The organism is Streptantibioticus silvisoli, from assembly GCF_027947535.2.
GTDB classification, from domain to species: domain Bacteria; phylum Actinomycetota; class Actinomycetes; order Streptomycetales; family Streptomycetaceae; genus Streptantibioticus_C; species Streptantibioticus_C silvisoli.
In genome coordinates this window covers 1-21,381 of the sequence record NZ_JAAGKO020000002.1, presented here as the reverse complement: position 1 = coordinate 21,381, position 21,381 = coordinate 1, and the positions used below count along the sequence as shown (strand labels likewise).

General features: G+C 74.0%; 17 protein-coding genes. 2 read left to right on the top strand and 15 right to left on the bottom strand.

All coding sequences use genetic code 11. The annotated features are described in order from the left end of the window. From ybeY to hrcA, 11 genes are all read right to left on the bottom strand, one after another. Positions 1-498 (bottom strand): rRNA maturation RNase YbeY, encoded by a 498-nt coding sequence (gene ybeY, locus POF43_RS01635; RefSeq protein ID WP_271316449.1) that lies wholly within the window; start codon positions 496-498, stop codon positions 1-3. Between the two features lie 13 nt (positions 499-511). Next, positions 512-1,555, bottom strand: coding sequence for a PhoH family protein (locus POF43_RS01630; RefSeq protein ID WP_271322911.1), 1,044 nt, complete (start codon positions 1,553-1,555; stop codon positions 512-514). A 207-nt stretch (positions 1,556-1,762) separates the two neighbouring features. After that, the gene (locus POF43_RS01625; RefSeq protein WP_271322910.1) at positions 1,763-2,863 is read right to left on the bottom strand and encodes a carbohydrate kinase family protein; all 1,101 of its coding nucleotides are present in this window, start codon (positions 2,861-2,863) and stop codon (positions 1,763-1,765) included. A 145-nt stretch (positions 2,864-3,008) separates the two neighbouring features. After that, entirely contained in the window at positions 3,009-3,908 is a 900-nt protein-coding gene (locus tag POF43_RS01620; RefSeq protein ID WP_271322909.1) for a ribonuclease Z, read from the bottom strand. Positions 3,909-3,929: 21 nt separating this feature from the next. Further along, entirely contained in the window at positions 3,930-4,286 is a 357-nt protein-coding gene (locus POF43_RS01615; protein WP_271316452.1) for a histidine triad nucleotide-binding protein, read from the bottom strand. A 182-nt stretch (positions 4,287-4,468) separates the two neighbouring features. Beyond that, positions 4,469-7,753 (bottom strand): S41 family peptidase, encoded by a 3,285-nt coding sequence (locus tag POF43_RS01610; RefSeq protein ID WP_271322908.1) that lies wholly within the window; start codon positions 7,751-7,753, stop codon positions 4,469-4,471. Positions 7,754-8,170: 417 nt separating this feature from the next. Continuing rightward, complete coding sequence (locus POF43_RS01605) at positions 8,171-8,572, bottom strand: DnaJ family domain-containing protein (protein WP_271313960.1); 402 nt, start codon at positions 8,570-8,572, stop codon at positions 8,171-8,173. Between the two features lie 181 nt (positions 8,573-8,753). Next, a complete protein-coding gene (locus tag POF43_RS01600; RefSeq protein ID WP_271322907.1) occupies positions 8,754-9,491 on the bottom strand; it encodes a 16S rRNA (uracil(1498)-N(3))-methyltransferase in 738 nt (245 codons plus the stop codon). Further along, a complete protein-coding gene (locus POF43_RS01595) occupies positions 9,488-10,549 on the bottom strand; it encodes a nitronate monooxygenase (protein ID WP_271322906.1) in 1,062 nt (353 codons plus the stop codon). Before POF43_RS01595 ends, POF43_RS01600 begins: the two co-directional genes overlap by 4 nt. Positions 10,550-10,658: 109 nt before the next feature. Continuing rightward, positions 10,659-11,795 carry a molecular chaperone DnaJ gene (gene dnaJ / locus POF43_RS01590; protein ID WP_271313963.1) on the bottom strand — a complete coding sequence of 379 codons (1,137 nt, stop codon included), beginning with the start codon at positions 11,793-11,795 and terminating at the stop codon, positions 10,659-10,661. Beyond that, complete coding sequence (gene hrcA, locus POF43_RS01585; protein ID WP_271313964.1) at positions 11,796-12,812, bottom strand: heat-inducible transcriptional repressor HrcA; 1,017 nt, start codon at positions 12,810-12,812, stop codon at positions 11,796-11,798. 225 nt (positions 12,813-13,037) lie between these two features. Here hrcA and POF43_RS01580 point away from each other — a divergent pair, with 225 nt between their 5' ends. Both POF43_RS01580 and POF43_RS01575 read left to right on the top strand, forming a co-directional pair. Further along, positions 13,038-13,775 carry an MBL fold metallo-hydrolase gene (locus POF43_RS01580; RefSeq protein ID WP_271313965.1) on the top strand — a complete coding sequence of 246 codons (738 nt, stop codon included), beginning with the start codon at positions 13,038-13,040 and terminating at the stop codon, positions 13,773-13,775. Positions 13,776-13,803: 28 nt separating this feature from the next. After that, on the top strand, positions 13,804-14,637 hold the full coding sequence (locus POF43_RS01575) for a DUF3097 domain-containing protein (RefSeq protein ID WP_271322905.1): 834 nt from the start codon (positions 13,804-13,806) through the stop codon (positions 14,635-14,637). A 241-nt stretch (positions 14,638-14,878) separates the two neighbouring features. Here POF43_RS01575 and hemW read toward each other — a convergent pair whose 3' ends face one another. The 4 genes from hemW to lepA all read right to left on the bottom strand — a co-directional run bounded on the left by hemW (position 14,879) and on the right by lepA (position 21,196). Further along, entirely contained in the window at positions 14,879-16,111 is a 1,233-nt protein-coding gene (hemW, locus tag POF43_RS01570) for a radical SAM family heme chaperone HemW (RefSeq protein WP_271325378.1), read from the bottom strand. 161 nt (positions 16,112-16,272) lie between these two features. Beyond that, positions 16,273-18,156, bottom strand: coding sequence for an AMP-dependent synthetase/ligase (locus POF43_RS01565; RefSeq protein WP_271313968.1), 1,884 nt, complete (start codon positions 18,154-18,156; stop codon positions 16,273-16,275). 226 nt (positions 18,157-18,382) lie between these two features. After that, entirely contained in the window at positions 18,383-19,084 is a 702-nt protein-coding gene (locus tag POF43_RS01560; protein WP_282704360.1) for a hypothetical protein, read from the bottom strand. Between the two features lie 243 nt (positions 19,085-19,327). Continuing rightward, positions 19,328-21,196, bottom strand: coding sequence for a translation elongation factor 4 (lepA, locus tag POF43_RS01555; RefSeq protein ID WP_271313970.1), 1,869 nt, complete (start codon positions 21,194-21,196; stop codon positions 19,328-19,330). Positions 21,197-21,381: the final 185 nt, after the last annotated feature.

The following is a 21,381-nucleotide window of genomic DNA, read 5'->3' as shown; positions in this document are numbered from 1 at the left end:
TCAGTGGGTGGTCGGGGCCGGTGAGGGCCCGGTGGCGCCGCGCGCGGCACGCCATTCGTCCAGGATGGTCTTCTGCAGGCCGAACATCTCGGTGCGTTCCGCCGGTTCCTCGTGGTCGTAGCCCAGCAGGTGCAACACCCCGTGCACGGTGAGCAGTTGCAGCTCCTCGTCCATGGTGTGCCGGCTCTCGGCGGCCTCGCCCTGGCGCTTGGCGACCTCCGGGCACAGCACGATGTCGCCGAGCAGGCCCTGCGGCGGCTCGTCGTCGTCCTTGCCGGGCGGGCGCAGTTCGTCCATCGGGAAGGACATCACGTCGGTGGGGCCGGCCAGGTCCATCCACTGCAGGTGCAGCTGCTCCATGGCCGCGGCGTCCACCGCGATGACGGACAGTTCGGACAGCGGGTGGATGCGCAGGGACTGAAGAGCGTGGCGGGCGGCGTCGAGCACCGACTGCTCGTCGAACTCCCACCCGGACTCGTTGTTGACGTCGATCGACATGGTGCGGTGTCTGTTACTTTCTGTCGCTGCGGGAGCCGGCGGCCGGGGGCTGCCCGGTGCGGCTGTCGAACGCCTCGTAGGCGTCCACGATCCGGCCGACGAGCTTGTGGCGGACCACGTCGGTGCTGTTCAGGCGGGCGAAGTGCACGTCGTCGACGCCGTCGAGGATCTCCTGGACCTGGCGCAGGCCGCTCTTGGTGCCGCCGCCGGGCAGGTCGATCTGGGTGACGTCGCCGGTGACCACGATCTTGGAGTCGAAGCCGAGCCGGGTGAGGAACATCTTCATCTGCTCGGCGGAGGTGTTCTGCGCCTCGTCGAGGATGATGAACGCGTCGTTGAGCGTGCGGCCGCGCATGTAGGCGAGCGGGGCGACCTCGATGGTGCCGGCCGCCATCAGGCGCGGGATGGAGTCGGGGTCGACCATGTCGTGCAGCGCGTCGTAGAGCGGGCGCAGGTAGGGGTCGATCTTCTCGTACAGGGTGCCGGGCAGGAAGCCGAGGCGTTCGCCGGCCTCGACCGCGGGGCGGGTGAGGATGATCCGGTTGACCTGCTTGGACTGAAGGGCCTGCACGGCCTTGGCCATCGCCAGGTAGGTCTTGCCGGTGCCGGCCGGGCCGATGCCGAAGACGATGGTGTGGGTGTCGATGGCGTCGACGTAGCGCTTCTGGTTGAGCGTCTTGGGCCGGATGGTGCGGCCGCGGCTGGACAGGATGTTCTGCGTCAGCACCTGGGCCGGGGTCTCGGGGTCGGCGCCGGGGGTGCCGCTCTTGCGGAGCATCGCGACGGAGCGTTCCACCGCGTCCTCGGTCATCGGCTGACCGGCGCGCAGCACGATCATCATCTCGTCGAACAGCCGCTGGACCAGGGCCACTTCGGCGGCGTCGCCGGTGGCGCTGACCTCGTTGCCGCGCACGTGGATGTCGACCTCGGGGAAGGACGACTCGATCACGCGCAGCAGGGAGTCACCCGATCCCAGAACGGTGACCATGGGGTGCTTGGCCGGAACGACGAAGTGGGCGCGTGCCTGCTTCTGGTGCTGGGTCGGTGTCTGTGTCATGGGCCGGCTCTAGGGCCTACCTGTCCCGCTTTCCGGTGCGATGGGGCCCGCGTGAGGCCTTGGGTGTCCAGGGTACGACGCCGGGGCGCCACGTACCGAGGGCATTTGCCGTCCGGTTCCGCCGCCGGCCCGGCCCGCGGGCCCCGCGCACCGCGTGCGCCGGCCGGTCACCCGGTACGTTGGCCGGTCACCCGGTGCTTCGGCCGATCATCCGGTGCGGAAGCCGATGGTGGGCACCGCGCGGCGCAGCGGCCAGCGGCGCGAGCCGCAGGGCAGCAGGTCGTCGAGGAAGGCGTAGCGGCGCAGCGCGGCGCGGTCCTGGTCGTCGTAGGACTTCGCGTGCTGCCACCAGGCGGCGATCTCCACCCAGCCGGGCGCGGACAGCGAGCCGCCGAACTCCTGGACGGACAGCGCGGCGGTCAGGCTGGCGAAGGCGAGCCGGTCGGCCAGCGGCCAGCCGGCCAGTGAGCCGGTGACGAACCCGGCGACGAAGACGTCGCCGGCGCCGGTGGGGTCGAGGGCGTCGACCAGCAGGGCGGGCACCTCGGCGGACTCCCCGGTGGCGGAGTCGACCGCGCACGCGCCGCGCGAGCCCATGGTGACGACGGCGACCGGCACGCGTTCGGCGAGCTTGCGGGCCGCCATGCGCGGGTCGTCGGTACGGGTGTAGCGCATCGCCTCGTCGGCGTTGGGCAGGAAGGCGTCGCAGTGTTCGAGGTCGGCGAGGTCGGCGGGGTCCCAGCGGCCGGTCTCGTCCCAGCCGACGTCGGCGAAGATCCGGCTGCCGTGCCGGGCGGCGTGCTCGATCCACTCCTCGCGGCGGCCCTGGGCCAGCGAGGCGATCGACGCGCGGGAGGCCGGCGGGCAGCTGGGGGCGGGTTCCTCCGGCGGCGGGGCCTCGTGGCCGTGGCTGACCATGGTGCGCTCGTCCTCGTACGCCATGGAGACCGTCACCGGCGAGTGCCAGCCGCGGACCCGGCGCGAGTGCGTCAGGTCGATGCCCTCGTCGCGTTCCAGGCACTCCCAGCAGAAGTCGCCGTAGACGTCGTCGCCGAACGCGGCGGCCAGCGAGGTGCGCAGGCCCAGCCGGGCCAGGGCGGTGGCCATGTTGGCGATGCCGCCGGGGCTGGAGCCCATGCCGCGGGCCCAGGTCTCGGTGCCGCGTACCGGTGCGCTGCGCATGCCGGTGAAGATGATGTCCAGGAAGACGGTCCCGGTCAGGTAGACGTCGGTCCCGGGGTCCCCGGCGCGGCGCAGCGCGGCCAGCGGATCGAGGATCGGCAGCTCGGGAACGGGAAGCTCGGACACGTGGTGGCTCCTTTCGGCGTGCTCCCCCGCGCGTGCGTACCGGCCGGCCGACACGGCCCGGCGGAACGCGCGCGGGGTACGCGTGCACTGTACGCACACGGCGCCCACCAGGGGAAAGATGCCCGGTGGGCGAAACGGCGCAAGATCAGCGGCGCTTGGGGACCGGCACCCGGTCCAGGTCGCGGGCGATGGTCAGCGCGCCCTGGAACCCGGCGTCGCGGGCCTCCCGCTCGAACGCGTCGGGGTCGCGGTAGCGCTGGGAGAAGTGGGTGAGCACCAGGTGCCGCACCCCGGCGGCGGCCGCGGTGCGGGCGGCCTGGGCGGCGGTGAGGTGGCCGTGCTCGCGGGCCAGGTCCTCGTCGGCGTCGAGGAAGGTGGACTCGATGACCAGCAGGTCGCAGCCGTCGGCGAGTTCACCGACGGCGTCGCACATCCGGGTGTCCATCACGAACGCGAACTTCTGCCCCGGGCGCGGCACGCTGACCTGGTCCAGGGTGACGCCGCGCAGTTCGCCGTCGCGCTGGAGCAGGCCGACGTCTGGTCCGGTGATGCCGTGGGCGGCGAGCCGGTCGGGCAGGATGCGGCGGCCGTCCGGTTCGGCCAGGCGGTAGCCGAACGCCTCGACGGGGTGCGACAGCCGCCGGGCGGACAGGGTGAAGCCGGCGGTCTCGGCGATCACCCCGTCGCCGGCCACCGGTGCCCGGACCGGGGCGACGGTCTCGCGGTAGGCGGTGGCGTGGCACAGCCGGTCGAAGAAGTGCTCGCCGGAGGCCGGGTAGTGGGCGGTGACGGGGTGCGGGACGCGGTCGAGGTTGATCCGCTGCACCACGCCGGCCAGGCCCAGGCTGTGGTCGCCGTGGAAGTGCGTGACGCAGATCCGGGTGAGGTCGTGGGCGGCGACCCCGGCGTGCAGCATCTGGCGCTGGGTGCCCTCGCCGGGGTCGAACAGGATGCCTTCGCCGTCCCAGCGCAGCAGGTAGCCGTTGTGGTTGCGGTGCCGGGTGGGCACCTGGCTGGCGGTGCCCAGCACGACGAGTTCACGCATGGCGTCGGTCAACCGCCGCTGTCAGACGAGGCGTTGCAGGTCACGGCCGCCCAGGACGTGGGCGTGGGTGTGGAAGACGGTCTGGCCGGCGCCGGCGCCGGTGTTGAACACGATGCGGTAGCCGGTGACGTCCACCTTCTCCTGCTCGGCGACCGCGCCGGCCTCGCTCAGCAGCTCCCCGCACAACTGCGGCTCGTTGTCGGCCAGTTCGGCGGCGTTGGCGTAGTGCACGCGCGGGATGACCAGAACGTGGGTGGGGGCCTGCGGGTTGATGTCGCGGAACGAGATGGTGTTCGGCGACTCACGGACGATGGTCGCCGGGATGTCCCCCGCGACGATCTTGCAGAACAGGCAGTCCGCCTGCGGTTCTCCCGCCACGGCCACGTCTCCTTCATCAGCTCCGGGTCGTTACGCGCCGCAGCCTACCGGCCGGACGGCACCGGTGTGGCCGGGATGGCCGAGCCGGGTGGTGGGGGTGGGACGGCGTCCCGCACCGCACCCACCGCACCGCCGGCCATCCCGCACCGCACAGCGCAGCGTCCCGCACCGCCCGGCCGGGGTCAGTCCTGCGTTCGGTCACCGCCCGGGACCGGCGGCAGCGGCGGCGGGGTCCTGGCCGGGGTGGCCTCCAGCGCCTCCAGGGCCAGCCGGATCGCGGTGTCCAGCTGCGGGTCGCGGCCGTGCACCCGGTCCTGCGGGGTGATGACGACCTCGACGTCCGGGTCGATGCCGTGGTTCTCCATGCCCCAGCCGCAACCCTCCATCCAGGTGGCGAACTTCGGCTGGGTGATCAGCGTGCCGTCGACCAGCGCGTACCGCGAGTCGATGCCGATGACGCCGCCCCAGGTGCGGGTGCCGACCACCGGGCCGATGCCGAGCGCCTGGAACGCGCCGTTGACGATGTCGCCGTCCGAGCCGGCGAACTCGTCGGCCACCGCGACGACCGGGCCGCGCGGGGCGTCCGCCGGGTAGGCCGTCGGGGTCCCGTCGCGCGGGTAGTCCCAGCTGATCAGGCGGCGGGCCAGCTTTTCGACGACCAGCTGCGAGGTGTGGCCGCCGCGGTTCTCCCGGACGTCGAGGACCACGCCCTCGCGGCCCAGCTCCACCCGCAGGTCGCGGTGCAGCTGCGCCCAGCCGGCGCCCATCATGTCGGGCACGTGCAGGTAGCCCAGCCGGCCGCCGGAGGCCTGGCGGACGTGGGCGCGGCGGCCGGCCACCCAGTCGTGGTAGCGCAGCGCCTCCTCGCTGGCCAGCGGCACCACGACGACGGCGCGCGGCTCGCCGGAGGAGGGCAGCACCGTCAGCTCCACCGGCTTGCCCGCGGTGCCGACCAGCAGCGGCGCCGGCCCGGTCAGCTCCTCCACCGGGCGGCCGTCGACCGCGGTGATCGCGTCGCCGGAGCGCACGGCCACCCCGGGGGCGGCCAGCGGCGAGCGGGCGTGCGGGTCGGAGGTCTCCGACGGCAGCACGCGCTCCACCCGCCACAGGCCGTCGGGGTCACGGGCGATGTCGGCGCCCAGCAGCCCCTGGCGGCGGGCGACGTCGTGGTAGGCACCGGGCGGCAGGACGTAGGCGTGCGAGGTGCCCAGCTCGCCGTGCACCTCCCACAGCAGGTCGACCAGGTCGTCGTGGGTGGCGACGCCGTCCAGCACCGGGCGGTAGCGGTCCAGGACACCGTCCCAGTCGACGCCGTTCATGTCGGCACGCCAGAAGTTGTCGCGCATCAGGCGGCCGGTCTCCTCGTACATCTGGCGCCATTCGGCGGCCGGATCGACGGTGAGCCGCACCCGCGACAGGTCGACGGTGACGCTGCCGTCGCCGTCGTCGTCGTCGGAGGACTTGCTGTCGGACGGCACGATCCGCAGCCGCGCGTCGTACAGCAGCGCCAGGCGTTCGCCGTCGCCGGTGACCCGGAAGTCCGCCACGTCCTCGGCGAGCTCCTCCGACCGCAGCCGGGCCAGGTCGTAGCGCTGGAGGACCGAGACCGGGGCGCGGTCCTGCGGTGAGGCCAGCGAGTCGCCGAGCACGCCGGTCAGCGGGTGGCGCAGCCACAGCACGCCGGTGCCGGCGGTACGCAGCGTGGAGTACCGCCCGGCCTCCACCGGGAACGGCACGATGCGGTCGGCCAGCCCCTCGACGTCGACCCGGGTGACCGGGGTGCGCTTGTCGTCGCCCTCGCCGTCGGCGCCGGAGGCCTTCGGCTGCTTGTCGCCGTCGTGGCCGTCGTCGTCACCGCGGCCCAGCGACCGGCCGGCCCGCTGCGGCCCGAACGGCGAGGGGGTGTCGGCAGCCAGCGTGATCAGGTGCGGGCGGCAGGCGTTGGGGAACGACAGGTCGAACACGTGCGCGTCGTAGACCGGGTCGAAGGCCCGTTCCGACAGGAACGCCAGGTGCTTGCCGTCGGCGGTGAACGCCGGGGAGTGGTCGGTGAACCGCAGCGGGGTGGCGTCGGCGACCGCGAGGGTGGCGACGTTGGCGATCCGCAGGTTGCGCAGCCCGCCGGGGCCGGGCTGGGACCAGGCCAGCCAGCCGGAGTCGGGCGAGAAGACCAGGCCGGAGGCGTCGCCGTCGTCGCCGTCGGCGCACACCGTCCGCACCTCGCCGCTGTCGGTGTCGACCAGCAGGACGCGTCCGTCGTGCGCGGCGACCGCGACCCGGCGGCCGTCCGGCGAGACGGTCATCGCGTGCACCCGGCCCAGCTGTCCGGCGGCCATCCGGCGCGGCGCGGCGGGGGCGGTGACGCCGGTGGACGCGCCGATCTCCAGGGCGTCGTCGCCCTCGGCGTCGGTGACCCACACCACCTGCGTCTCGCCGGTGCCGCCCTTGCGGAAGACCCGCGGCAGCCGGGTGCGGACGCCGGGGGTGACGGCCAGCGCGCGGGCCGGGCCGTCGCGGTGGGTGACCCAGTGGATGGTGCCGCGGACCTCCACCGCGCTGCCGCGGCCGGTGTGGTCCGGCGAGGCGTCGCCGAAGTGCGCGGCGGCGCGCACCGGGTACGGCTGCCGGTCGGTGACCTGCCCGCCCAGCCGGATCTCCAGCACCCGGGCGGCGTCCGGCCCGGCGTCCAGCGACTCGACCAGGTGCAGCCGGCCGGCCGCGGTGAAGACGACGCGTTCGCCGTCGGTGGCCGCGTGCCGGGCGTAGAAGCCGCCGAGCGCGCTGTGCCGGCGCAGGTCGTCGCCGTCGGGCAGGCAGGAGTAGAGCGCTCCGGTGCCCTCGTGGTCGGACAGGAACGCCAGCCGCTCCCCCACCCACATCGGGCACTCCAGGTTGCCGTCCAGCCCGGCGAGCACCCGGTGGAACTCGCCACCGCCGTCCGGGTCCAGCCACAGCTTGCCGGCCCCGCCGCCCCGGTAGCGCTTCCACGCGGCGGCCTCCCGGATGCCGGGCACCGAGCAGGTCAGCACCGCGCCGCCCGGCCCGTACGCCACGTCGCCGACCCAGCCGTACGGCAACCGCAGGGCCGGCCCGCCGCCGACCGGCAGCGCGTAGGCCCAGGAGCGCTGCGCCGACGCCTCGCCCCGGGAACTGACCACGACGACGTCGCCGTCCGGCGTCCAGGTCGAGACCGCGTTGCGCCCGACGCCCCAGTGCGTCAGCCGCCGCGCCGCGCCGCCGTCCACCGGGACCACGACGTTCTCCGGCGCGCCGTCCCGCGTGGTGGTGTACGCGATGTGCCGGCCGTCCGGCGAGATCCGGGGCCGGCGCACCGGCATGTTGTCGGAGCTGACCCGCCAGGCACGCCCGGCGCCGGTCAGCGACGCCGCCCAGACGTCGTCCTCGGCGGTGAAGGTGATCAAGTCACCGTGCAGGTGCGGGTATCGGAGATACGAAGGCTGCGTCACGAACGCCACATTAACCACGCGAACGCTTCACGACGAGGGTGCCCGGGCGAGGCCGGTCCCGGCGGGGGCGCCCGCGCGGCGGTCGCAGGGGGCGCCCGGGCGGCGGCCGGGCGGCAGCCGGGCCGGGCGGCGGGCCGCGGTGCCTCGCCGGGGCACCCTTGGCGTCGGCGACGGCCCCGGGGGCGCCCCACCGTCAGCGACGGACCCGTGGGCAACCGCACCGTCGGCAACGGCCCCGGGGGCACCGCCATCGGCAACCGCACCGTCGGCAACGTACCCACGAGGCACCGCGCACCGTCAGCAACTGCCCCGGGGGTACCCCGCACCGTCGGCATCGGACCCGTGGGCACCCCCATCGGCAACCGCACCGGGGGAAGAGCCCGCGCGCCGAGCCGTGGCATCCGCACGGCGCCCCCGTCAGGCCGAGCGGCGGGTGCGCCACTCGCGCAGGAAGTCCTCGACGTCGATCGGCCTCAGGCCGAGCGGGGGGCCGGGCGGGGGGCGGCGGACCGCTGCGGCGATCCTGTCGTTCAGCGGTTCCAGCAGGCGCCGGACCGCGGCCTCGGAGGGGGCCCGGGACGCCTGTTCCAGGGTGTCCTCGGCCTCCTTGCGCAGCGCGAGGGCCGGCGGCAGGAAGGACAGCCCCTCACTGGCCATCTTCTGCTTGAGCCACCACGTCTCGTCGTAGGGCCGGTCCAGGCTCTCCAGCGGCTTCCCGGCGCCCGGCAGGTCCTTGAAGGCGCCGCGTTCCTCGGCCTCGCGGATCTGCCGGTCGACCCAGGACTCGAAGTCCAGTCCGGGCGGCTTGCGTTCGGTCATGGGGGCTCCTCCCGTCGGCACGGCGGTGGTGCTTCCATCATGCCGGACGGCACCGCGCCGACGGGGTCGGCCGCCGGGCGGGCCACGGCGCGTCCCCTCATGCGTTCCGCCCGAACGCGTCCCCGCACACCCTCCGCACGAAAGCCTCCCCCCGCACGCCGTCCGCACGGACCCGGTGCCGTCAGTTCCAGCGGCCGGTGCGGGTCAGCAGGACGGCGGCGGCGGCCACGCCGGCGGTGGAGGTGCGCAGGACGGTGGGACCGAGCCGGTGCGGGGCGGCGCCGACGGCGGCGAACGCGGCGAGTTCCTCCGGGGCGACGCCGCCCTCGGGGCCGACGACGAGCACCAGGTCACCGTGGTCGGGCAGCACCGCCCGGGCCAGCGGCAGCGCGCCCTCCTCGTGCAGGACGGCGGCGAAGGACGCGCCGGACAGCAGATCGCAGACCTGCCGGGTGGTCATCGGGCCGGTGACGTCGGGGAACCGCAGCCGGCGCGACTGCTTGCCGGCCTCCCGCGCGGTGGCCCGCCACTTCGCGAGCGCCTTCTCCCCCCGCTCGCCCTTCCACTGCGTGACGCACCGCGAGGCCGCCCACGGCACGACCGCGTCCACCCCGGCCTCCGTCATCGTCTCCACCGCCAGCTCGCCCCGGTCGCCCTTGGGCAGCGCCTGCACGACGGTCAGCCGCGGCACCGGCGCGGCCTCGGTGCGCCGGCCGGTGACGGCGACCTGGAGGCGGTCCTTGCCCTCGACCGCGGTGACGGTGCCGGCCGCGCCGCCGCCCGCACCGTCGGTCAGCACCACGGCCTCGCCCACCCGCAGCCGGCGCACCGACACCGCGTGCCGGCCCTCCGCTCCGGCGACGGTGACGTGGTCGGCGGCCAGGTCGGCGGCCGGTACGACGAAGACCGGCGCGGTCACCGGCCGGCCGCACCGGAACGGGCCGCGTCCAGCTCGGCGGCCAGCGTGTGCACCAGCCGGGCGGCGGGCAGCTCCCGGGCCAGCCGGTGGCCCTGGCCGGCCCACAGCGCCATGCCCTGCGGGTCGCCCTTGGCGGCCGCCGCCTTGCGCAGCCCGGACGTCAGGAAGTGCAGCGCCGGGTAGGCGGCCGGCGCGAACCCGCCGTGCTCGCGCAGGAACCGGTTGACCAGTCCGCGGGCCGGCCGGCCGGAGAACGCCCGGGTCAACTCCGTGTGGCTGAACGCCGGATCGGTCATCGCCCGCTTGTGCAGCGCGTTCGCGCCGGACTCCGGACAGACCAGGAACGCGGTGCCCAGCTGGGCCGCGCTGGCGCCGGCCGCCAGCACCGCCGCGACCTGCCCGCCGCGCATGATGCCGCCCGCCGCCACCACCGGCAGCCCGACGCACTCCCGTACGGCGGTGACCAGCGTCAGCAGCCCCGCGCCGGCGCCGTCGCGTTCCGGGTCGTCGACGTGGGTGCCCTGGTGGCCGCCGGCCTCCAGGCCCTGCACGCACACCGCGTCGGCGCCGGCCGTGCGCGCCGCCCGCGCCTCGGCGACCGAGGTGACGGTGACCACGGTGTACGTACCGGCGCGGCCGAACGCCTCGAGCACCGCGCGGTCCGGGCAGCCGAAGGTGAAGCTGACGACCGGCACCGGGTCCGCGGTCAGCGCCGCGACCTTGGCGTCGAAGGCGTCGTCGGCCGGGCCGTAGGGATCGCCGAGCTCGACGCCGTACCACTCGGCCTCACCGGTCAGCCGACCCCGGTAGGCCTCCACGGCCTGGCGGTCCGGCGTGCCGGTCTGCGGCATGAAGAGGTTCACGCCGAACGGCCGGGACGTCAGGGTCCGCAGCCGCTCGATCTCCTCGGTCATGGCCGCGGCGCTCTTGTAGCCGGCCGCGAGGAAGCCCAGTCCCCCGGCTTCACTCACCTCGGCCGCCAGCGACGGGCACGACGCGCCCCCCGCCATCGGGGCCTGGACGACGGGGACGGTGAACAGATCGGTCAGCGCTGGCATGCACACATGGTGTCACGTTCCGTGCCGGGCACCGGCCACGGGGCCGGGACGCGAAAAGAGTGCGGCGGGCGGTGTGCCACACCGCCCGCCGCACTCAACGTCCTTGCGCCTAACGGCCGTTGAACGCGTCCTTCAGCCGGGAGAACAGTCCCTGCTGGCCCGGCTGGAAGTGGCCGGAGGGCCGCTCCTCGCCGCGCAGCACCGCCAGCCGCCGCAGCAGGTCCTCCTGCTCCGGGTCGAGCTTGCCGGGCGTCTGCACCTCGACGTGCACGATCAGGTCGCCCCGGCCGCCGCCGCGCAGGTGCGTGATGCCGCGCTGGTGCAGCGGGATCGACTGGCCGGACTGGGTGCCGGGGCGGATGTCCACCTCGTCCAGGCCGTCCAGCGTCTCCAGCGGCACCTGGGTGCCCAGCGCCGCGGCGGTCATCGGGATGGTGACCGTGCAGTGCAGGTCGTCACCGCGGCGCTGGAAGACCGCGTGCGAGGTCTCCCGGATCTCCACGTACAGGTCGCCGGCCGGACCGCCGCCGGGGCCGACCTCGCCCTCGCCGGCCAGCTGGATGCGGGTGCCGTTGTCCACACCGGCCGGGATCTTCACCGTCAGCGTGCGGCGCGAACGCACCCGCCCGTCACCGGCGCACTCCGGGCACGGGGTGGGCACGACCGTGCCGAACCCCTGGCACTGCGGGCAGGGCCGCGAGGTCATGACCTGGCCCAGGAAGGACCGGGTGACCTGCGAGACCTCACCGCGACCGCGGCACATGTCGCAGGTCTGCGCCGAGGTGCCGGGCGCCGCGCCCTCACCGCTGCAACTGCCGCAGGTGACCGCGGTGTCGACCTGGATGTCCTTGGTCGTGCCGAACGCGGCCTCGTCCAGGTCGATCTCCAGCCGGATCATCGCGTCCTGGCCGCGGCGGGTGCGCGACCTGGGCCCGCGCTGCTGCGACTGGCCGAAGAACGCGTCCATGATGTCGCTGAAATTGCCGAATCCGGCGTTGCCGAAGCCGCCCGCGCCACCGCCGCCGTTCGCCGAGAGCGGATCGCCGCCGAGGTCGTAGACCTGCTTCTTCTGCGGGTCCGACAACACCTCGTAGGCGGCGTTGATCTCCTTGAACCGCTCCTGGGTCTTCGGATCGGGGTTGACGTCCGGGTGCAGCTCGCGAGCGAGTCGGCGGAACGCCTTCTTGATCTCGTCCTGGCCGGCGTCGCGCCGTACTCCCAGGACCGCGTAATAGTCCGTGGCCACTTACGACTCCGCCAGGATCTGTCCGACGTACCTCGCCACTGCGCGTACCGCTCCCATCGTTCCCGGGTAGTCCATGCGGGTCGGTCCGACCACGCCGAGCCGGGCCACCGCCTCGTCGCCAGAACCGTAACCCACCGCCACGACCGACGTGGAGTTGAGACCCTCGTGGGCGTTCTCATGACCGATTCTGACCGTCACACCGGCGTCCTTGACCTCGCCGAGCAGTTTGAGCAGGACGACCTGCTCCTCCAACGCCTCCAGTACCGGACGGATGGTCAACGGGAAGTCGTGGTTGAACCGGGTGAGGTTCGCGGTGCCGCCCAGCATGATGCGTTCCTCGGTCTCCTCCACCAGCGTCTCCAGCAACGTGGAGAGCATCACGGCGACCGACGGGCGGTCCTCGTGCTCGAAGGAGTCCGGCAGGTCCTGCACCAGCGGCGGCACGTCGGAGAACCGGCGGCCCACCACCCGGCTGTTGAGCCGGGCCCGCAGGTCCGCCAGCAACGTCTCGCCGACCGGCGCCGGGCAGTCCACCAGGCGCTGCTCGACCCGGCCGGTGTCGGTGATCAGCACCAGCATCACCCGCGCCGGGGCCAGCGACAGCAACTCCACGTGCCGCACCGTCGAACGCGTCAGCGACGGGTACTGCACCACCGCGACCTGCCGGGTCAGCTGCGCCAGCAGCCGCACCGTGCGGGCCACCACGTCGTCGAGGTCGACCGCGCAGTCCAGGAAGTTCTGGATGGCGCGCCGCTCCGCGACGGTCAGCGGCTTGACGCCGGCCAGCCGGTCGACGAACAGCCGGTAGCCCTTGTCGGTCGGGATACGGCCCGCGCTGGTGTGCGGCTGGTGGATGAAGCCCTCGTCCTCCAGCACCGCCATGTCGTTACGGACCGTGGCCGGCGAGACACCGAGCCGGTGCCGCTCGGTCAGCGCCTTGGAGCCGACCGGCTCCTCGGTGCCGACATAGTCCTGGACGATGGCGCGCAGCACTTCCAACCTGCGTTCGCTGAGCATTCGCGCGTGCACCTCCCACCGTCTTCTCGTGCGTCCGGCCCCGGGGGGGCCGACCGTCCGGGCGCTGGCACTCAAACGTCGCGAGTGCCAGATCTCGTCAAGTGTACGGCCCGGTAGCCGGGGCAGGGCAAGAGCCGGAGCGCATACGCCGCCGCCGGCGGGTGCCCGCCGCGCGTGCCACCGTACCGCGCCCACCGCCACAGGACCCCGGGGTAGCGTCGGCCCATGGGAAACCACCAGGAGTCCGCCGAGCGGGACGGCTGGGAACATCTCGCGCCCGGCGTGGCGCGCCGCAGGCTGCCGTTCCTGGACGTGACCGTCGGCGCGGTCGCCGGCGCCGGGCGCCTGCTGGTGGTCGACAGCGGTTCCACGCTGGGTGAGGGCGCCGCGATCGCCGCCGGCCTGCGCGACCTGACCGGCCTGCGGGTCACCGACGTGGTGCTCACCCACGGCCACTTCGACCACGTCCTGGGCACCGCCGCGTTCGGCGGCTCGCCACGGGTGTATGCGGCCGCCGGGCTGGCCGAACTGCTGGCCCGCGAGCACGACCGCGACGCGCTGCGGGCCGACGCCGTCCGGCACGGCGTGGACCCGGCCGGGGCGGCGCGGGCGGTCGCCGCGCTGGCGGTACCGGACGAGCCGGTCGACGGCCGCCGCGAGCTGGACCTCGGCGGGCGTGCCGTGACGCTGCTCACGGCCGGCCCCGGGCACACCGGGCACGATCTGGCGGTGCTGGTGCCCGGTTCGCCGCCGGTCGTCTTCTGCGGCGACCTGGTCGAGGAGTCCGGCGACCCGCAGGCCGGCCCGGACGCGGTGCCGGCGGCCTGGCCGGCCGCGCTGGACCGGCTGCTGGCGCTGGGCGGCGAGCGCGCCCGGTACGTGCCCGGCCACGGCGCGGTGGTCGACGCCGGCTTCGTGCGCGCGCAGCGCGACGCGCTGGCGGCCCGCGCCGCCCGGGCCTGACGGACCGGCGGCGGCTACCATCTCGCGCATGCGCAGCAGGAGTTACGACCCCGATCTGACGCCGCCGTGGAAGAAGTCGGCGCCCGCCCCCGAGGTGGCCGCCGACCGCGACCTGGTGGTCGAGGAGGTCACCACCGGCTTCTGCGGCGCGGTGCTGGGCTGCGAGAAGTCGGCGCAGGGCCTCACCGTCACGCTGGAGGACCGGTTCGGCAAGCGGCGGGTCTTCCCGATGGACCCGCGCGGCTTCCTGCTCGACGGCAAGGTCGTCACCCTGGTCCGGCCGGCCGCCGCGTCCGGTCCGGCCGCGCCCCGGCTGACCGCCTCCGGCTCGCTGGCGGTGCCCGGCGCCCGGGCCCGGGTGGCGCGGGCCGGGCGGATCTACGTCGAGGGGCGGCACGACGCGGAGCTGGTGGAACGCGTGTGGGGCGACGACCTGCGCGTCGAGGGCGTCGTCGTGGAGTACCTGGAGGGCGTCGACGACCTGCCGGCGGTGGTGGACGGCTTCGTGCCCGGCCCGGACGCCCGCCTGGGGGTGCTCGTCGACCACCTGGTGCCCGGCTCCAAGGAGTCCCGGATCGCGGCCCGCGTCACCGGCGACCACGTGCTGGTGGTCGGCCACCCCTTCATCGACATCTGGCAGGCGGTCAAGCCGTCGTCGGCCGGCATCCCCGGCTGGCCGGCCGTCCCGCGCGGCCAGGACTGGAAGACCGGCGTCTGCCAGGCGCTGGGCTGGCCCGCCAACACCGGCGCCGCCTGGCAGCGCATCCTGTCGTGCGTCCGCTCCTACCGCGACCTGGAACCCCAACTGCTGGGCTCCGTCGAGCACTTGATCGACTTCGTGACGGCCCCGGAGGAGGGCTGACCACGACTGCGGGGACGGGGGCGGCTCGCGCCGGGGCGGGACGGCTCGCGCTGGGGCGATGCGGGGGCTGGCGCCGGGGCGGTACGGGCTCGCGCCGGTGCGGGGACGGGCTCGCGCAGGCACGGCACGGCACGGGTGGCTCGTGGCGGGGCGGCGGGCGGACCGTGTCGATCTCCAGCAGCTTACGGTGACCCGCGGGCCAGCGCTTCGCCTTCGCGGGCGGAATCACCCCATCAGGTGATCAGTCCACCAGGTCCCTGACGACCGCGTCGGCGAGCAGGCGGCCGCGGAGGGTCAGGACCGCGCGGCCGGCGGCGTGGGCGGCCGGGTCGAGGAGGCCGTCGGCGGCGGCGCGGGCCGCGGCACGGGCGCCGGGCGGCCGCAGGAGGTCGAGGGGCAGGCCGTCGGACAGGCGCAGTTCGAGCAGCACGCGTTCGACCCGGCGGTCCTCGTCGGTGAGCAGTTCGCGGCCGGCGCCGGGCGAACGGGACTCGGCGAGGGCCTGCGCGTAGGCGCCCGGGTGCTTGACGTTCCACCACCGCACGCCGCCGACGTGGCTGTGCGCGCCGGGCCCGGCACCCCACCAGTCGGCGCCGCGCCAGTACAGCTCGTTGTGCCGGCAGCGCGCGGCCGGTGCGGTGGCCCAGTTCGACACCTCGTACCAGCCGTACCCGGCCGCCGTCAGCGCCTGCTCCGCCAGCAGGTAGCGGTCGGCGTGCACGTCGTCGTCGGTGGGCGGGATCTCGCCGCGCCGCACGCGCCGGGCCAGCTGGGTGCCCTCCTCGACGATGAGCGCGTACGCGGACACGTGGTCGGGCCCCGCGCCGACGGCCGCCTCCAGCGAGGCCCGCCAGTCGTCGTCGGACTCGCCGGGGGTGCCGTAGATCAGGTCGAGATTGACGTGCTCGAACCCGGCGGCGTGCGCCTCGGCCACGCACGCCTGCGGCCGGCCGGGGGTGTGGGTGCGGTCCAGGACGCGCAGCACGTGCGGCCGGGCGCTCTGCATGCCGAACGAGACCCGGTTGAAGCCGCCGGCCCGTAGGTCGGCCAGGTAGCGCGGGTCGACGGTCTCCGGGTTCGCCTCGGTGGTGACCTCCGCGTCCGGGGCGAGCCCGAACTCCGCGCGGATCACGCCGAGCACCCGGGTCAGGTCGGCCGCCGCCAGCAGGGTCGGCGTGCCGCCGCCGACGAAGACGGTCTCCACCGGACGCGGATCGTCGCCCAGCGCCTTGCGGGCGAGCCGGATCTCCTGCGCGAGGGTGTCGGCGTAGTTGTCCCGGGAGGCGAGCACGCCACCGGAACCGCGCAGCTCGGAGGCGGTGTAGGTGTTGAAGTCGCAGTAGCCGCAGCGGGTCGCGCAGTACGGCACGTGCAGGTAGAAGCCGAGCGGGCGGCCGGCCGCCCCGGCGAGGGCGTGACCGGGCAGCGCCCCGTCGTCGGGCACCGGCTCGCCGTCGGGCAGTACGGAAGGCATGACGCCATTGTCCGGCATCCGCGGCGAAGCCCGGCCCGGGCCCGGCGGCGGGGTTCTCGTGCGGTGCGCCCGAAAGCCCCGCCGCCGCGAGAGGGAGGCCCCGCCGCCGCATGAGGGAGGCCCCGCCGCCGTACGGCAAACGGCCCCGCCGCCGTCCGGGGTCAGGCCTCGCGCGAGCCCGCGTACATGTCGTCGATGAGGCTCTTGAACTCCTTCTCCACCACCGGGCGCTTGAGCTTCAGGCTGGGTGTGAGGTCGCCGTCCTCGACGGTGAGGTCGCGCGGCAGGAGCCGGAACTTCTTGATCGTCTGCCAGCGCTGGAGGCCCTCGTTGACCCGGCGCACGTACTCCTCGATGAGGGTCGTGGTGCGCTGGTCGGCGACAATACGGTCGTAGGGCTGGTCCCCCAGCCCGTGCTCCGCGGCCCAGGTCAGGATGGTCGGCTCGTCCAGCGAGATCAGCGCCGTGCAGTAGTTGCGGTTGGCGCCGATCACCAGCACGTTGCTGACGAACGGGCAGGTGGCCTTGAACTGGCCCTCGACCTCGGCCGGCGAGATGTACTTGCCGCCGGAGGTCTTGATCAGGTCCTTCTTGCGGTCGGTGATCCGCAGGAAGCCGTCGTCGGACAGTTCGCCGATGTCGCCGGTGTGGAACCAGCCGTCCGCCTCCAGCACCTCCGTCGTCTTCTCCGGCAGGCCGTGGTAGCCCTGCATGATGCCGGGGCCGCGCAGCAGGATCTCGCCGTCCTCCGCGATCCGCACCTCGGTGCCGGGCAGCGGCTTGCCGACCGTGCCGGTGCGGTACGCCTCGCCGGGGTTGACGAAGCTGGCGGCGCTGGACTCGGTGAGGCCGTAGCCCTCCAGGATGTGGATGCCGGCACCGGAGAAGAAGTAGCCGATCTCCGGGGCGAGCGCGGCCGAACCCGACACGCACGCCCGCAGCCGGCCGCCGAACGCCTCCCGCAGCTTGGCGAACACCAGCCGGTCGGCGATCGCGTGCTGGGCCCGCAGGCCCATCGGCACCGCCGCGCTGCCGCTGGCCCGGCGGTTCTCCTGGGAGACCTTGGCATAGTCGCGGGCGATCCCGGCGGCCCACAGGAAGATCTTGTACTTGGCCGGCCCGCCCTCGCGGGCCTTGGCCGCGACGCCGTTGTAGACCTTCTCGAAGATGCGCGGCACCGCGGCCATGTAGGTGGGCTGCACGACCGGCAGGTTCTCGATGATCTTGTCGACCCGGCCGTCGACCGCGAGGACGTGGCCGACCTCGATGTGCCCGGCGGTGAGCACCTTGCCGAAGACGTGGGCCAGCGGCAGCCACAAGTACTGGAGGTCCTCGGTGGTGACCAGGCCGGTCGCACTGATGGCCTTGGCCATGTACGCCCACGCGTCGTGCGCCAGCCGCACCCCCTTGGGGCGGCCGGTGGTGCCGGAGGTGTAGATCAGCGTCGCCAGCTGGTCGGGGGTGATCCCGGCGACCGTGTCCTTGACGCTCTGCGGGTGCTGCTCCAGGTACGCCGCGCCGCGCCGCTCCAGCTCCGCCAGGCTGATCACCCAGTCGTCGGACCCGGTGCCGTCCGCGCCGGTGGCCGCGTCGATCACCACGACGTACTTCAGCGCCGGGAGTTCGGCGCGGCGCTCCACGGCCTTGGCGAGCTGGGCGGCGTTCTCGGCGATCAGCACCGTGCTGCCGGAGTCGGCGAGGATGAACGCGGACTCCTCGGCGTTGGTGCTCGGGTAGATCGTGGTGGTCGCGGCGCCCGCGCAGGAGACCCCGAGGTCGGCCAGGATCCATTCCACGCGGGTGTTGGCGGCGATGGCCACCCGCTCCTCGGGCCGCACGCCCAGGTCCATCAGGCCGGCCGCGATGGCCGACACCCGGCGGGACGCGTCGCCCCAGGTCAACGACCGCCACTGATCGGGTCCGCCGGCCGGGTCGGGTACCGGGTAGCGGTACGCCTCGGCGTCCGGCGTGGCCTCGACCCGTTCCAGGAACAGGTTGGCCACGGAGGGCGGCCGGTTCTCGATCAGTGGTTGTGTGTCGGTCACGAAAACCTCCGGGGCCACGGGGCCCGCATCATCGCGTCGCTGCTTAGTGACTCACGAGTAACCTTGAACAGAGCACCAGGTTAGACGCCCTCCTCGCGGCATGTAAGGGCCTGTGGACGGTTGGTTCCGGTCATCGCCCGCCCCGCGGCGGACCGCCGGCGGCGGCGCGGCCCGGCGCGGCGGCCCGGGACGGCGCCGCTCCCGCCCCGGCGTCCGGCACCGCCCGTCAGCCACCGAGCGGCACCCGCCCCCCGCCGGCCGGAAGTCCACCCAGCAGCCCGCTGACCTGGCCGAGCGCCCCGCCACCCAGCAGCCCCGCGGGCTTCGGCGGAGCCTGCCGCGCGCCCTGAACGACGTGCGCCGGCCGCGCGGGGCCCGCCTGCCGCGGCCGGGCGTGCCGACCGGCGGGCCGGGCGGCGTGTTCAGCGGTATGACCGCTGGCATGCGCGGCGGTGTGACCGGTGGCGTGCTCGGCGGTACGGCCCGTGGCGTGGGCGGCGGTGTGCTTGGCGGCGTGCCCGGGGGCGTGGGCGGCGGTATGACCGGTGGCGTGCTCAGCGGTGTGGGCGGCGGCGGGCTGGGCGGCGTGGCGGGCCGGGGCCTTCGCCGCCGGGGCCTTCGCCGCCGGGCGTTCGGCGTGGGCGGGCCGCGGTGCGGCGTCCGGGTCCACCGCGTGGCACAGCGCGCGGACGCCGTCGCTGCCGGGGCCGGCGTGCACCCCGTTGAACGCCTTGGGCAGCGCACCGGTGGCCAGCACGTGTTCACCCGTCAGGCCCACGTCGCGGACCGCGCACTCGGCGCCCTGGTTGACGCTGAGGTGGCGGCCGTCGAAATCGTCGGCGAGCGCCGGAGCGCCGGCCGCGCCCAGCAGGAGCGCGGAACCGGCCGCGGCGAGCAGAGCCCGTCCGGCGGTGGAGATGTCGGTCACGGTGGAATCCCTTCCTGGCGCCGCGCCCTCGCGCCGCTGCCACCGTGCGTAACGGCCGCGGCCCCCGGCCGTTACGCAGTGGAGCGGACCACCCGGCCGCCGTTCACCCCGCGTCCCGGCGCCGACCGCCCGCTCACCGGGACCGGCGCCCCCGCTCGCGTGCTGCCCGCCGGCCCCGGCCCGTCCCGCTTCCCGTCCTGCTTCCCAGGTGCTACCGGCCTGCGGCCGGCCCTGCCACCGGGCCTACTTCTTGGCCTTGGCGTCGGAGTCGTCGGTGGACAGCGCGGCGATGAACGCCTCCTGGGGGACCTCGACGTTGCCCACCATCTTCATGCGCTTCTTGCCCTCCTTCTGCTTCTCCAGCAGCTTGCGCTTGCGGGAGATGTCGCCGCCGTAGCACTTGGCCAGCACGTCCTTGCGGATGGCGCGGACCGTCTCGCGGGCGATGACGCGGCTGCCGATGGCGGCCTGGATGGGCACCTCGAACTGCTGGCGCGGGATGAGTTCGCGCAGCTTCCCGGCCATCCGGACGCCGTACGCGTACGCCTTGTCCTTGTGCAGGATCGCGGAGAACGCGTCGACCTTGTCGCCGTGCAGCAGGATGTCGACCTTGACCAGCTCGCTGGTCTGCTCGCCGGTGGGCTCGTAGTCCAGCGAGGCGTAGCCGCGGGTCTTGGACTTCAGCTGGTCGAAGAAGTCGAAGACGATCTCGGCGAGCGGCAGGGTGTAGCGCAGTTCGACCCGGTCCTCGGACAGGTAGTCCATGCCGAGCAGGGTGCCGCGCCGGTTCTGGCACAGCTCCATGATCGCGCCGACGAACTCGCTGGGAGCCAGCACGGTGGAACGCACCATCGGCTCGTAGACCTCGGAGATCTTGCCGGTGGGGAACTCGCTGGGGTTGGTGACGACGTGCTCGCTGCCGTCCTCCATGATCACCCGGTAGACCACGTTGGGCGCGGTGGCGATCAGGTCGAGGCCGAACTCCCGCTCCAGGCGCTCGCGGACCACGTCCAGGTGCAGCAGGCCGAGGAAGCCGACGCGGAAGCCGAAGCCGAGCGCGGCGGACGTCTCCGGCTCGTAGACCAGCGCGGCGTCGTTGAGCTGGAGCTTGTCCAGCGCCTCGCGCAGCTCCGGGTAGTCCGAGCCGTCCAGCGGGTACAGCCCGGAGAACACCATGGGCAGCGGCTCCTTGTAGCCGCTCAGCGGATCGGTGGCGCCCTTGTGGAGCCGGGTGACGGTGTCGCCGACCTTGGACTGCCGCACGTCCTTGACGCCGGTGATCAGATAACCCACCTCGCCGACGCCCAGGCCGTCGGAGACGGTCATCTCCGGTGAGGAGACGCCGATCTCCAGCAGCTCGTGGGCGGCGCCGGTGGACATCATCTGGATGCGCTCGCGCTTCGACAGGTGCCCGTCGACGACCTTCACGTAGGTGACGACACCGCGGTACGAGTCGTAGACCGAGTCGAAGATCATCGCGCGGGCGGGCGCGTCGGCGTCGCCGACCGGCGGCGGGACCTGCCGCACGACCTCGTTCAGCAGCTCCGGCACGCCGACGCCGGTCTTCGCGCTGACCTTGAGCACGTCGGAGGCGTCGCAGCCGATGATGTGCGCGAGTTCGGCCGCGTACTTCTCCGGCTGGGCGGCCGGCAGGTCGATCTTGTTGAGCACCGGGATGATCGTGAGGTCGTTCTCCAGCGCCAGGTAGAGGTTGGCGAGGGTCTGCGCCTCGATGCCCTGGGCGGCGTCCACCAGCAGGACGGTGCCCTCGCAGGCGGCGAGCGACCGGGAGACCTCGTAGGTGAAGTCGACGTGGCCGGGCGTGTCGATCATGTTGAGCACGTGGGTCGTGCCCGGCCCGTCACCGTCGGTCGGCGCCCACGGCAGCCGCACCGCCTGGGACTTGATGGTGATACCGCGCTCGCGCTCGATGTCCATCCGGTCGAGGTACTGGGCGCGCATCTGCCGCTGGTCGACCACCCCGGTCAGCTGGAGCATCCGGTCGGCGAGTGTCGACTTGCCGTGGTCGATGTGCGCGATGATGCAGAAGTTACGGATCAGCGCCGGGTCGGTACGGCTGGGCTGCGGCACATGGGATGGGGTCGCGGGCACGCGGGGTCCTGATTCTCGACTCGGGTTCTCGACTCGGTTTTCCGACTCGGTTCGACTCGGGCGTTCGGTCTCGGTCGCTACGTTGCCCTCCATAGTCCCACGGCCGGGCGGGGGGCGGGGTCGTGCCCGGGGGGTGATGGCGGGGGCGTGTCCGGGGTACCCCGGCGCAGGGCGGATGGCGGGGG